Source organism: Acidovorax sp. 1608163 (assembly GCF_003669015.1).
In the GTDB taxonomy this organism is placed as follows: Bacteria; Pseudomonadota; Gammaproteobacteria; order Burkholderiales; family Burkholderiaceae_C; genus Acidovorax.
Genome location: NZ_CP033069.1, coordinates 3,298,429 through 3,311,489 on the forward strand (window position 1 = coordinate 3,298,429; position 13,061 = coordinate 3,311,489).

The 13,061-nt window shown below is 65.8% G+C and carries 13 protein-coding genes; 10 read left to right on the plus strand and 3 right to left on the minus strand.

Going from position 1 to position 13,061, the window contains the following annotated elements; genetic code table 11:
* Nucleotides 1–22: 22 nt before the first annotated feature.
* Nucleotides 23–2,122 (plus strand): methionine--tRNA ligase, encoded by a 2,100-nt coding sequence (metG, locus tag EAG14_RS14620; protein WP_121729328.1) that lies wholly within the window; start codon nt 23–25, stop codon nt 2,120–2,122.
* Nucleotides 2,123–2,230: 108 nt separating this feature from the next.
* Here metG and EAG14_RS14625 read toward each other — a convergent pair whose 3' ends face one another.
* Both EAG14_RS14625 and EAG14_RS14630 read right to left on the minus strand, forming a co-directional pair.
* On the minus strand, nt 2,231–2,872 hold the full coding sequence (locus EAG14_RS14625) for a YitT family protein (RefSeq protein ID WP_099740520.1): 642 nt from the start codon (nt 2,870–2,872) through the stop codon (nt 2,231–2,233).
* A gap of 237 nt (nt 2,873–3,109) precedes the next feature.
* Entirely contained in the window at nt 3,110–3,658 is a 549-nt protein-coding gene (locus EAG14_RS14630; protein ID WP_240456796.1) for an outer membrane protein assembly factor BamE, read from the minus strand.
* A 42-nt stretch (nt 3,659–3,700) separates the two neighbouring features.
* Here EAG14_RS14630 and EAG14_RS14635 point away from each other — a divergent pair, with 42 nt between their 5' ends.
* The 9 genes from EAG14_RS14635 (at nt 3,701) to EAG14_RS14675 (ending at nt 11,345) form a co-directional block, all read left to right on the plus strand.
* Nucleotides 3,701–3,907: a DUF3460 family protein gene (locus EAG14_RS14635; RefSeq protein WP_099658497.1), complete on the plus strand. Its 207-nt coding sequence runs from the start codon at nt 3,701–3,703 to the stop codon at nt 3,905–3,907.
* Nucleotides 3,908–3,991: 84 nt separating this feature from the next.
* Nucleotides 3,992–4,867: a ScpA family protein gene (locus EAG14_RS14640; RefSeq protein ID WP_205603404.1), complete on the plus strand. Its 876-nt coding sequence runs from the start codon at nt 3,992–3,994 to the stop codon at nt 4,865–4,867.
* A gap of 136 nt (nt 4,868–5,003) precedes the next feature.
* Nucleotides 5,004–6,593 carry an L-aspartate oxidase gene (nadB, locus tag EAG14_RS14645; RefSeq protein ID WP_121730491.1) on the plus strand — a complete coding sequence of 530 codons (1,590 nt, stop codon included), beginning with the start codon at nt 5,004–5,006 and terminating at the stop codon, nt 6,591–6,593.
* Nucleotides 6,590–7,225, plus strand: coding sequence for a 7-carboxy-7-deazaguanine synthase (gene queE, locus EAG14_RS14650; protein ID WP_121729329.1), 636 nt, complete (start codon nt 6,590–6,592; stop codon nt 7,223–7,225). The genes nadB and queE overlap by 4 nt, the downstream gene beginning before the upstream one ends.
* A 66-nt stretch (nt 7,226–7,291) precedes the next feature.
* Nucleotides 7,292–7,666: a 6-carboxytetrahydropterin synthase gene (locus EAG14_RS14655; RefSeq protein WP_099658493.1), complete on the plus strand. Its 375-nt coding sequence runs from the start codon at nt 7,292–7,294 to the stop codon at nt 7,664–7,666.
* A gap of 15 nt (nt 7,667–7,681) precedes the next feature.
* Complete coding sequence (gene bioA / locus EAG14_RS14660; protein WP_121729330.1) at nt 7,682–9,022, plus strand: adenosylmethionine--8-amino-7-oxononanoate transaminase; 1,341 nt, start codon at nt 7,682–7,684, stop codon at nt 9,020–9,022.
* The gene (gene bioD, locus EAG14_RS14665) at nt 9,019–9,696 is read left to right on the plus strand and encodes a dethiobiotin synthase (protein WP_121729331.1); all 678 of its coding nucleotides are present in this window, start codon (nt 9,019–9,021) and stop codon (nt 9,694–9,696) included. Before bioA ends, bioD begins: the two co-directional genes overlap by 4 nt.
* Entirely contained in the window at nt 9,693–10,952 is a 1,260-nt protein-coding gene (gene bioF / locus EAG14_RS14670) for an 8-amino-7-oxononanoate synthase (protein WP_121729332.1), read from the plus strand. The genes bioD and bioF overlap by 4 nt, the downstream gene beginning before the upstream one ends.
* A gap of 30 nt (nt 10,953–10,982) precedes the next feature.
* A complete protein-coding gene (locus EAG14_RS14675) occupies nt 10,983–11,345 on the plus strand; it encodes a 5-carboxymethyl-2-hydroxymuconate Delta-isomerase (RefSeq protein WP_121729333.1) in 363 nt (120 codons plus the stop codon).
* A gap of 84 nt (nt 11,346–11,429) precedes the next feature.
* Here the strand turns inward: EAG14_RS14675 and EAG14_RS14680 are convergent, their stop codons facing one another.
* On the minus strand, nt 11,430–13,043 hold the full coding sequence (locus EAG14_RS14680) for a gamma-glutamyltransferase family protein (protein ID WP_121729334.1): 1,614 nt from the start codon (nt 13,041–13,043) through the stop codon (nt 11,430–11,432).
* Nucleotides 13,044–13,061 lie beyond the last annotated feature (18 nt).

A 13,061-nucleotide genomic window follows, 5' to 3' on the forward strand; every position in this document is an offset into this window, starting at 1 on the left:
CGCCTGAGAAAGTGTTCCCCCCATGTCGTCACCCGCACGCAAACTCTTCGTTACCACCGCCCTGCCGTATGCCAACGGCAACTTCCACATCGGCCACATCATGGAATACATCCAGGCCGACATCTGGGTGCGGTATCAGCGAATGCAGGGCAACGCGGTGAATTTCGTGGGCGCGGACGACACCCACGGCGCGCCCATCATGATTGCCGCCGAAAAAGCGGGCAAGACACCCCAGCAGTTCGTGGCCGACATCGCCGCGGGCCGCAAGCAGTACCTGGACGGTTTTCACATCAGCTTTGACAACTGGCACAGCACCGATGCACCCGAAAACCACGAGCTGGCCCGCCAGATCTACCGCGACCTGCGCGACCGTGCGGATGGCTCGCTCATTGAAGTGCGCACCATCGAGCAGTTCTTCGACCCCGAGAAGAACATGTTCCTGCCCGACCGCTACATCAAGGGCGAGTGCCCCAAGTGCCACGCCAAAGACCAGTACGGCGACAACTGCGAGGTGTGCGGCTCGGTCTATGCACCCACCGACCTCATCAACCCGTTCTCGGCCCTGTCGGGTGCCAAGCCCGAGCTCAAGCACTCCGAGCACTTCTTCTTCAAGCTCTCTGACCCACGCTGCGTCGAGTTCCTGGAAAAGTGGACACAGGACGGCAAGCTGCAGCCCGAGGTGGCCAACAAGATCAAGGAATGGTTCACCGTCCGCACCAACCCCGACGGCACCACCAGCGAAGGCCTGGGCGACTGGGACATCAGCCGCGACGCGCCCTACTTCGGCATCGAGATCCCCGATGCGCCGGGCAAGTACTTCTACGTGTGGCTGGATGCGCCCGTGGGCTATCTGGCCTCGCTGAAAAACCTGCTGGAAAAGCGCGGAGAAAGCTACGACGCCTACATGGCCGACCCGGCCATGGAGCAGTACCACTTCATCGGCAAGGACATCGTCACCTTCCACACCCTGTTCTGGCCCGCCATGCTGCACTTCAGCGGCCGCAAGACGCCCAACAACGTGTTCGTGCACGGCTTCCTCACGGTGAACAACGGCGAGAAGATGAGCAAGAGCCGCGGCACCGGCCTGGACCCGCTCAAGTACCTGAGCCTGGGCATGAACGCCGAGTGGCTGCGCTATTACCTGGCCGCCAAGCTGTCGGCGCGCAACGAAGACATCGACTTCAATGCCGAAGATTTCATGCTGCGGGTGAACAGCGATCTGATTGGCAAGTACGTGAACATTGCCAGCCGCGCAGCGGGCTTCTTGACCAAGCGGTTTGATGGCAAGCTGACCAGCCACTTTGGCGCCACGGGCACAGCCCTGCTGGCCGAGGTGCGCGGTGCGGGCGACGCCATCGCGCAGATGTATGAAACCCGCGAGTACAGCAAGGCCACGCGCGAGATCATGCTGCTGGCCGACAAGGTCAACGCCTATGTGGACCAGAACAAGCCCTGGGACCTGGCCAAGGACGCGGCCAACAACGAGGCACTGCACCAGGTGTGCTCGGTGCTGATCAACACCTTTGCCACACTCACCCGCTACCTCTCGCCCGTGCTGCCCGGCCTGGCCCAGGCAGTGCAGTCGTTTGTGGGGGTGGACATGCAGCAATGGAATGTGGCGGGCAATGTGCAAGCCATCCAGCCCTACCAACACTTGATGCAACGCGTGACCCCTGAGCAGCTTGAGGCCTTGTTTGAGGCCCCAGCGCAAGCAGAACAAGCGCCAGCAGCTACAAAAACCGTAGCAACCAGTGCCCACCCCGGCGGCGAAGAGCTTGCCCCCACCATCACCATCGACGACTTCACCAAGATCGACCTGCGCATTGCGCTGATCGTGAACTGCGAAGCCGTGGAGGGATCGACCAAGCTGCTGCGCCTGACACTGGACGTGGGCGAGGGCCGCACCCGTAACGTCTTCAGCGGCATCGCCAGCGCCTACAAGCCCGAAGACCTGGTGGGCAAGCACACCGTGATGGTGGCCAACCTGGCCCCGCGCAAGATGAAGTTTGGCGTGAGCGAAGGCATGGTGCTGGCCGCCAGCCATGGCGACGAAAAAGCCAACCCCGGCATCTTCGTGCTCAACCCCTGGCCCGGCGCCACGCCCGGCATGCGCGTGCGCTGAACGCCACGATTGGTACCAACGACAAGGCCCTCGCTCAGAGGGCCTTTTCTTTGGGGGATTGCGTGCGATGTGCAATCCAAGCTCCACGGCCCCTAGGGCCGCGCTCCATCAACCGCCCACGTACCGCCCCGGGCGGTGGCTGATCCACAAAAACACACCCATCACCACGGCGGCCAGCACCGAATAAAACACCCGCTCCAGCGGCACCACAAACAGGGCCAGCAGCAGCACCACGCAGTCAATCGCCAACTGCACCTTGCCTGCGCGCACGCCGTAGCGGTTTTGCATGTACAGCGACACGATGGTGGCGCCCCCCAGGCTGGAGCGGTGCCGCGCCAGGAACAGACAACCCGTGCCCAGCAGCAGCCCGCCCAGCAGCGAGGCAAACAGCGGATTGATGTAGCTGACCTGCATCACATGCGGGAACAGCTCGGTCAACAGCGACAGCAGCGCCACGCAAAGGAAGGTCTTGAGCGTGAACTCGCGGCCCATGCGCGTCCAGGCAAACCAGTAAAACGGCAGGTTCACCACAAAGAACAGCTTGCCGAACGAGATGTCGGTGACGTAGTGCAGCAAAAACGCAATGCCCGCCGTACTGCCGATGAGCAACCCCGCCTGGTTGAACAGCATGAGTGCCATGGCCACAAACAGGGTGCCAGAGAACAGGGCTTGCGCATCTTCGTAAGTGCCGTGGCGCAAAGACACCACGGGGCCCGGGGCGGGCGGAATGCCGGATTCAGCAGGAGACATGGAAAAAAACTCTTGATTTTGAAAATGGAGGGCCAGGACCTTGTGAGCCCCAACGCCATTGGCCCCTGTCACGGGAGCACGAGAACACAAGCAAGCAGCGCGCCAAACGCCAGCTTGCCCAGTGGCATGCAGCGCCCAGCGCCGCAATTGCTATCAAATAAATAGCTTCTAGCGCTTATGGTTAAAGCGCTAGAGCCTATTTTCTTCTATTTTCAAAATCCAACAGCGCACCGAGCCCTATTTGCCGCCACCCTTGAACTCAGGCGCATCCAGGTCGTCACCGGTCTGGGTGCGGACCACGCGCAAGTCCGGGCCGTGCACCACGGTGAACACTTTGGGCGAAGGGCTGCCATCGGCAAAGCGCCAGTCCACTGCCGTTTCGTTTTTGAGGGCGTAGTGCGCCGTCTTGGCAGGCTTGCCCAGCAGGCGGCGCACCTCGGCCATGGGCATGCCGGGCTGCACCCGGGCGAAGTTGTCGGGGGTCAGCACCTGGCGCACAGCGGCCACCTTGCCATCGGGCCCCAGGGTGATCATGTAGTTGACCTGGCCTGCAGGCTGGCGGTTGTACTCCAGCGTGCGGCCCCCATCGGCCTCGCTCCACACGTTTTCAGGCGCGCCAAAGCGGTCGCGCACATCGGCCTCGGTCGATTGACCCGGTTGCAGCTCGCTGATGCGCTGCGGATCGCAGCCGCTGGCAGTCAGCAAAACCAGGGCCGCGAAGACGGGGGTCAATGCGGCTGAGACTGCGGCGGTGACAGCGCTTTGGGCGCGTCGAAAAAATGGCATGGCGTCGTCCCGGTAAAATCCAACAAAAGAGGTTAACAGTCCATGTCCATTTTCCGCCGCCCCGATTACCAATCCGACGCTACCCAGTTCATCAACCAGCTCAAGGCCACCAAGCCCGAGCTGGACCAGCAACAGCAGACAGGCCGCGCCCTGCTGTGGGACAAGCAGGTCGACCGCACCCTGTGGGGCGACTACCGCCAAGGCCAGGTTGCCCAAAAGCCCTACGTCTACCAGACCAACGCGGACTGACGTCTTGCGGCTGGCAGTTGCAACGAAATTGGCACCTAGCGCTTGTACAAAAAGCGCTAGCAGCTACACATTTCATAGCAAATCATGAGCAGCGCCAGCCCCCAGCCCGCCGCCGACGTGGCAGATGCCCTGGCAGCCACGGCGGCCACGGCGGCCAGCGGCATGCCCAATGTGATCGACCAGGTGGCGCTGGCGCGCCTGTATGGCGAGCCGCTGTTTGCGCTGCCCACCGACCTGTACATCCCGCCCGACGCGCTCGAAGTCTTCCTCGAAGCCTTTGAAGGCCCGCTGGATTTGCTGCTGTACCTGATCCGCAAGCAGAACTTCAACATCCTCGACATCCCCATGGTGGGGGTCACCAAGCAGTATTTGGTGTACGTGGACGAGATCCGCAGCCGCAACCTGGAGCTGGCGGCCGAGTATTTGCTGATGGCGGCGATGCTCATCGAGATCAAGTCGCGCATGCTGCTGCCGCCCAAGAAGCAGGCCGAGGGCGAGGAGCCCGAAGACCCGCGCGCCGAACTGGTACGCCGCCTGCTCGAATACGAGCAAATGAAGATGGCAGCCGCCCGCCTGGGGCAGCTGCCGCAGTACGGCCGCGACTTCCTCAAGGCCCAGGTCTACATCGAGCAAAGCCTGCAGCCGCGCTTTCCCGATGTGCACGTGGTGGAGCTGCAAGACGCCTGGCGCGACATTCTGAAACGCGCCAAGCTCGTGCAGCACCACAAGATCACCCGCGAAGAACTGAGCGTGCGCGAATACATGAGCATGGTGCTCAAGACCCTGCAAGGCCGCCGCTTTGTGGAGTTTGAAGAGCTCTTCGAGCCCGCCAAAGGCAGCACCGTGCTGGTGGTCACGTTCATCGCCCTGCTGGAGCTGGCCAAAGAGACGCTGATCGAGATCACGCAGGCCGAAGCGTTTGCGCCCATTTACGTGCGCCTCGCTTACACCCCCGTATGACACCCCCTGAGCGGCTACGCCGCTTCCCCCTCTCTCGCTGCGCGGGAGGGGGACGCCACCGGTGGCCTGGCAAAGCCAGCTCCACGGTGGCCCCGGCATGGCGCAGCGCCAGTTTCAACGGCAACTGACACCTTCTATGGCATCCCACGACTTCGACGTTCTCATCGTAGGCAGCGGCCTCGCCGGCCTCTCGGCGGCCCTGCACCTGGCGCCCACGCACCGCGTGGCCGTCATCACCAAGCGCACGCTGCAGGATGGCTCCAGCGGCTGGGCCCAGGGCGGTATTGCCGCCGTGCTGGCCGACGATGACAGCTTTGCCGCCCACATTGAAGACACGCTGGTGGCGGGTGCGGGCCTGTGCGACCTGGCCACCACGCGGTTTGTGGTGGAGAACGCGCCCGCCTCCATCGCCTGGCTGCGCCAGCTGGGCGTGCCCTTCACGCTCGAAGGCGACCAGCTGCACCTGACCCGTGAAGGCGGCCACAGCGCGCGCCGCATTGCCCATGTGACCGACGCCACCGGCGCCGCCGTGCAGCGCACGCTGATGGACGTGGTGCGCAGCACACCCGGCATCACGCTGTTCGAGCAGCACACGCTGGTGGACCTGATCACCACGCGCAAGCTGGGCTTGCCGAGCAACCGCTGCCTGGGCCTGTACGCGCTCGACAGTGACACCGACGAGGTCGTGACCTTCCGCGCACCGCAAACCATTCTGGCCACGGGCGGCGCTGGCAAGGTGTACCTGTACACCACCAACCCAGACACCGCCACGGGCGACGGCATTGCCGCCGCCTGGCGTGCGGGCTGCCGCGTGGCGAACATGGAATTCATCCAGTTCCACCCCACAGGGCTGTACCACCCGCACGAAAAGTCCTTCCTCATCAGCGAGGCCGTGCGCGGCGAAGGCGGCAAGCTGCTGCTGCCCCCATCGGCGGGCGGCACGCGCTTCATGCTCGACCACGACCCGCGCGCCGAACTGGCCCCGCGCGACGTGGTGGCCCGCGCCATCGACTTTGAGATGAAAAAGCACGGGCTGGACTGCGTGCACCTCGACATTTCGCACCAGAGCCCGGAGTTCCTGCAAGAGCACTTTCCGAACATCCTCGCGCACTGCGCGTCGCTGGGCATCGACATCACCAAGGAACCCATCCCCGTGGTGCCCACCGCCCACTTCACCTGCGGCGGCGTGCTGACCGACCTGGCCGGCCGCACCGACCTGCCGGGCCTGTACGCCGTGGGCGAAGTGGCCTGCACCGGCCTGCACGGCGCCAACCGCCTGGCCAGCAACTCGCTGCTTGAATGCATGGTGTTTGCGCGTGCGGCCGCCCAGGCCATTGCCGCCGCCCCCACCTCCACGCTGCCTGCCGTGCCCGCCTGGGACGACAGCCGCGTGACCGATGCGGATGAGTCCGTCGTCATCTCCCACAACTGGGACGAGCTGCGCCGATTCATGTGGGACTACGTGGGCATCGTGCGCACCAACAAGCGGCTGGAGCGCGCCGCCCACCGCATTGCCATGTTGCAGGGCGAGATCCAGGAGTTCTACGCGCACTTCCACATCACGCGCGATCTGCTGGAGCTGCGCAACCTGGTGCAGGTGGCCGACCTGATCGTGAAAAGCGCCCAGCTGCGCCGCGAAAGCCGGGGCCTGCATTTCAGCCGCGACTACCCCGAGATGGCCGCGCCTGCGGCCCCTACCCTCTTAGTCCCTCCGGTGGCCCGATGACCTACAGCGTCAAAGAAATTTTTTACACCTTGCAAGGCGAAGGCGGCCAGGCGGGCGCGCCCGCAGTGTTCTGCCGCTTTGCGGGCTGCAACCTCTGGACGGGCCGTGAGCAGGACCGCGCGCAGGCCGTCTGCCAGTTCTGCGACACCGATTTTGTGGGCACCGACGGCACGCTGGGTGGCAAATTCGAGACGGCTGCACTGCTGGCGCAAACCATCGCCGCGCAATGGCCCGTGGGCGCAGGCCACCGCCTGGTGGTGTTGACCGGTGGCGAGCCCCTGCTGCAGGTGGATGCAGCACTCATCGACGCGCTGCACGCGCAGCAGTTCCGCATCGCCGTCGAAAGCAACGGCACCGTGAAGGCCCCCGAAGGCATCGACTGGCTGTGCATCAGCCCCAAGGCAGGCGCCCCCTTTGTGCAGCGCAGCGGGCAAGAGCTGAAACTGGTGTGGCCTCAACCCGGGTTCGACCTGCCTACGCTGGAGCAAGACACCGACTTTGCCCACCGCTACCTGCAGCCCATGGACGGGCCCCTGCAACGCCAAAACACCGCCCTGTGCATAGACACCTGCATGCGCCACCCCGCCTGGCGCCTGAGCCTGCAAACCCACAAGCTGACCGGGATTCGTTGATCCGACGCCATTGCGGAATCCCACCTTCCTGCTCCCGTTGAACCGGCCTCTGCCCCCTTTTTTGCCATGCAACTGACCATTCGCCAACGCTTTTTCTTCGATGCCGCGCACACCCTGCGCCGTGAGATCGAGGCCGAGGGCAGCCGCCGCATCCACGGCCACACCTACCACGCCGAAGTGGCCCTGACCGGCCCGCTCGACCCTGCCACCGGCATGGTGCAAGACCTGGGCCATTTGCGCGCACGCCTGGCCCAAGTGCGCGAGCAGCTCGACCACCATTTTCTCGACGAAGTGCCTGGCCTGGGCGTGCCCACGCTAGAGCATCTGTGCCTTTTCATCGCCCGTGCCGTGGCCGACCTGCACCCCAGCCAGGTGCGCGTGTGGCGCGATGCCGTGGGCGACGCGTGCACGCTGGACCTGCCCCAGGCACCCAGCGCCTGAACCAGCCTGCACGCCATGACCACGCCCCTTGCATCCCTCGCTGAACGCAGCCTGGCCCACGTGTGGCACCCCTGCACACAAATGAAGCGCCATGAGGCGCAGCCCCCCATTGCCATCGCCCGGGCCCAAGGGCCCTGGCTGCATGCCGAGGACGGCCAACGCTACCTGGACGGCATCAGCTCGTGGTGGGTGAACCTGTTCGGGCACAGCCATCCTCACATCAAGGCCGCGCTGGCCGATCAGCTCGACAAGCTCGACCACGTCATGCTGGCGGGCTTCACGCATGCGCCGGTGGTGGAGCTGTCCGAGCGCCTGGGCGCCCTCACCGGCCTGGGCCACGCGTTTTACGGCAGTGACGGCTCATCGGCCACCGAGATCGCGCTGAAGATGAGCGCGCACTACTGGCGCAACTGCGGCGGCCCCAACAAGAGCCGCTTCATCGGCCTGGCAGGGGGCTACCACGGCGAAACCGTGGGCGCCCTGGCCGTCACGGACATCCCGCTGTTTCGCGAGGCCTACGCACCGCTGGTGCGCTTGGCCGCCACCGTACCCAGCCCCGACGCCCGCCAGGCCCAGCCGGGCGAGACTGCCGCCGACGTGGCCCGCCGCGCCGCCGACGCGCTGGAGCACTGGCTGCAAGAGCACCATGCCGACACTGCCGCCCTGATCGTCGAGCCCCTGGTGCAATGCGCCGCAGGCATGGCGATGCACGATGCCGAGTACCTGCGCCTGGCCCGCGCCCTGTGCAGCCGCTACGAGGTGCACCTGGTGGTGGACGAAATCGCGGTGGGCTTTGGCCGCACCGGCACGATGTTCGCCCACCAGCAGGCGGGCATCCAGCCTGACTTCATCTGCCTGTCCAAAGGCATCACCGGCGGCACGCTGCCGCTGTCGGCCGTGCTCACCACCGATGCGGTGTATGCAGCGTTCTACGACGACAGCGTGGCCCGTGGCTTTTTGCACTCGCACTCGTACACCGGCAACCCGCTGGCCTGCCGCGCAGCGGTGGCCACGCTGGAGCTGTTTGAGCAACTGGACACGCTGACCGCCAACGCCGCCCTGGCCCAGCGCATCGACGCGGCCTGCGCGCCCCTCACCCACCACCCCCGCGTGCGCCACGCGCGCCGCCTGGGCATGGTCTGGGCCTGGGATGTAGACACCACGCTGCCCGACTTTGCCCGCCGCTACCACCAGCACGCACTGGCGCAGGGGCTGCTGCTGCGGCCCATCTCCAACGGCACAGGTCACACCTTGTATGCCATGCCGCCCTATGTCCTGGACGACGAAGCCGTGCAATGCCTGGCCCAGGGCGCATTCCATGCCCTGCAAGCCACCCTGGCAGAGGAACCAGCATGACCGCCTGCTTTGTGGTGGGCACCGATACCGGCGTGGGCAAAACCCATGTCTCCTGCGCGCTGCTGCAGGCCCTGGCACAGCACCACAGTCGCGTGGTAGGCATGAAGCCCGTGGCTGCGGGCGTGGTGCCCTGGGGCGAAGGCTGGGCCAGCGAGGACAGCATCGCCCTGCGGGCGGCGTCCACCATCGCCGTGCCCCCTGAACTGGACACACCAGTGCTGCTGCCCGATCCCCTGTCACCCCACATTGCCGCCGCACGCGCGGGGGTGCAGATCGACATCGCGGCCATCGTGCAGGCCTACCAGGCACTGTCCCTGCAAGCCGATGCCGTGGTGGTCGAAGGGGCCGGTGGCTTTCATGTGCCGCTGTCGCCAACCGAGACCGGGGCCGACCTGGCCGTGGCGCTGAATCTGCCCATGGTGCTCGTCGTAGGCCTGCGACTGGGCTGCCTCAACCACGCCCTGCTGACGGCCGAGGCCATTGCCGCACGCGGGCTGACGCTGGCAGGCTGGGTGGCCAACCGGGTGGACCCAGACATGCTGGCGCCCGAGGAGAACATTGCCTGGCTGCAGCAGCGCCTGGGCGCCCCGCCGCTGGCCGACATCCCCTGGGGCGAACACACCGCCCACAGCCTGGCAGCCCACTTTCAACTGCCCGCAGATTGGACCCGATGAACACCGCTGCCCCCACCCCTGCCCTCCCAGCCACTTCACCGACGGCATCCTGGCTGGACGAGCTGCCCGGCCGCATCGCGGACCTGAAGGACGGGCACCTGCTGCGCGTGCGCCGCACCGTGGCCCCGGCGGGCGGCGCCATGCTGCAAATCGACGGCCAGCCCATGCTGGCCTTTTGCAACAACGATTACCTGGGCCTGGCCAGCCACCCCGCGCTGGCCACTGCCGCGTGCGAGGCCGCCCACGCCTACGGTCTGGGCTCGGGCGGCTCGCCCCTGGTCAGCGGGCACAGCACGGCCAATGCGCTGCTCGAGCACGATCTGGCCCGCTTTGTCGGCCTGCCACGCGCGCTGTACTTTTACGCGGGCTATGCCACCAACGTGGGCATCATCCCCGCGCTGGTGGGTGCGGGCGATGCCTTGTTCTCGGACGCGCTCAACCACGCCTGCCTGATCGACGGCGCACGCCTGTCGCGGGCCACCATCCACCGCAACCCACATGCCGACCTGACCGCACTGGAAGCCACCCTGGCCAGCAGCCCCGCGCAGCGCAAGCTGGTGGTGACGGACGCCGTCTTCAGCATGGACGGCGACGTGGCCGATATCCCTGCCCTGCTGGCGCTGTGTGAGCGCTACGACGCGCTGCTGCTCATCGACGACGCCCATGGCTTTGGTGTGCTGGGGGCACCCGGCCAGGAAGGGCGCGGCACGCTGGCGCACTTTGGGCTGACGGGCGAGAACGCCTCGCCCCGCATCCTGTACATGGCCACCCTGGGCAAGGCCGCAGGCGTGGCCGGTGCGTTTGTGGCGGGCAGTGAGGTGCTGGTGGAATGGCTGCTGCAAAAAACCCGCAGCTACATCTTTGCCACCGCCGCCCCCGCCCTGCTGGCCAAGGCGCTGCAGGCCAGCGTGCAGGTGATGCAGACCGAGACCTGGCGCTACACGCACCTGCAGCAGCTCATCGCCCGCCTGCGCGCGGGGCTGGCCCCGCTGCTGGCGCGCACGCCGTGGCAGCTCATGCCGTCGCACACACCCATCCAGCCGCTGGTGATTGGCAGCAACGCAGCCGCTCTTGCCGCCATGGAAGCGCTGCGATCACGCGGCCTGTGGGTGCCCGCCATTCGCCCGCCTACGGTGCCCGAGGGCACTGCGCGGCTGCGCATCGCGTTGTCGGCGGCCCACACACCGTTTGACGTAGACCGGCTGGTGCAAGCCCTGGCCGAGCACGCGGACTCTCTTCTTGCCCCAGCATCCTAGATTCTGTTCCATACCGAAAGCGAGACACACATGCCCCATCTGGTTATCGAAACCACCGCCAACCTCGGCACCTACCCCAAGGCCCAGGTTCTCAAGGAGCTGGCCGCGTCGCTCACCGCGCATCCGCAGATTCCAGTAGAGGCCGATCTCAAGATCCGCTTTGTGGATGTGAGCGACTTTGTGATGGGGACTGCCCCTGAGCTGCGTGGCTTCGCGCATGCCGAACTCCGGCTGATGACAGGGCGCACGCCCGAGGCCAAGACCGAGCTGGCCGGGCGCGTGTTGGAAGTACTGCAGCGCAACACGCCACGCCCCGAAGGCATGTCGGTGCAGCTGAGTGTGGAGGTGCGCGACATGGACCGCGCCACCTACGCCAAGGCACGGCTCGAATAAAAGCCGCTGCGGGGGCTGCCCTGCCCCACGCCAGTAGTCCAGCGGGCAAAGCGGATGAAGCGGACAAGGAGCCCGCCCAGCCCCTCAATACCCCGCAGCCAACCCGTCGCGGCGCGGATCGCTCGCTGCCACGTAGCCTTCTACAGCCGGGTTGCCCGCACGCCAGATGAACTGGCCCGCGCCAAAGTCCTGGTACGAGTCGTTGATCACATCGATCTCGTGCCCCAGGTCTTGCAGGCCCTGCACGGTGGCCGCGTTCATGGCCGCTTCCACATTGATGTTCAGGCCCTTGTTGAAGCGCCAGCGCGGCGCATCGCAGGCGGCCTGCAGGTTCTGGCGGTAGTCCAGCATGCGCACCAGCGTTTGCATGTGGCCTTGTGGCTGCATGTTGCCGCCCATCACGCCGTAGCTCATCACGGGCTGGCCATCCTTGGTCAGGAAGGCCGGGATGATGGTGTGGAACGGCCGCTTGCCGGGCGCCACCACGTTCGGGCTGGCAGCGTCCAGGCTGAAGCCATGGCCCCGGTTTTGCAGGCTGATGCCGTAGGTAGGCTCCACGCAGCCCGAGCCAAAGCCCATGTAGTTGCTCTGGATGAAGCTGACCATCATGCCGTTCTCGTCGGCCGCCGTGAGGTAGATGGTGCCGCCCTTGACCGGGTTGCCCGCCTTGAAGTCTTGTGCACGGCCCAGGTCGATCATGCGGGCGCGCGATGCCAGGTAGGCGTCATCGAGCATCTGCTCGGGCGCCACCTCCATGGTCGATGGCTCGGACACATAGCGGTACACGTCGGCAAACGCGAGCTTCATGGCCTCGATCTGCAGATGCTGCGAGGCCACCGAATCCACCGGCAGGCTGGCCATGTCGAACTTCTCCAGAATGCCCAGCGCTATCAGCGCAGCAATGCCTTGGCCGTTGGGCGGAATCTCGTGCAGCGTGTAGCCCCGGTAGTCGCGGGCCAGGGGCTTGACCCACTCGGGCTGGTAGCTGGCGAGGTCTTTCACCGTCAGGGCACCGCCCTGCTCTTTGGCAAAGGCCGCCAGGGCCTCGGCGATTTCGCCCTCATACAACGCATCGCCGTGGGTGGCGGCAATGGCCTTGAGCGCACGCGCTGCGGCGGGGAAGCGGAACAGCTCCCCCACCTCGGGCGCGCGGCCCCAGGGCAAGAAGGTGTCGGCAAAGCCCGCCATACCCTGCAGCACGGGGGTGGCAGCCGCCCACTTTTGCTGCACCACGGGCGGCACCAGGTAGCCGCGCTCAGCCACTTCAATCGCAGGCGCCATCAGATCGGCAAACGGCAGCTTGCCAAAGCGCTGGCTCAGCGCCACCCAGCCGCGCACCGCGCCGGGGATGGTCACCGAATCGATGCCGCGCATGGGTGGCGTGGTGGCGTCTGCGCCGTACTTGGTTTTGAAGTATTCGGGCGTCCAGGCCTGCGGCGCGCGGCCCGAGGCATTGAGGCCGTGCAGTTGCTGCCCATCCCACAAGATGCAGAACGCATCGCTGCCCAGGCCATTGCTCACCGGCTCCACCAGCGTCATCACGGCGGCGGTGGCCACAGCGGCGTCCACCGCATTGCCGCCCTGCTGCAGGATGCGCAAACCGGCTTGCGCTGCCAGCGGGTGCGAGGTGGACACCACATTGCGCGCAAACACCGGGATGCGGGTGGAGAGGTAAGGGTTGTGGTAGTTGAACTGCATGCGGTCTCCTGGCGATTT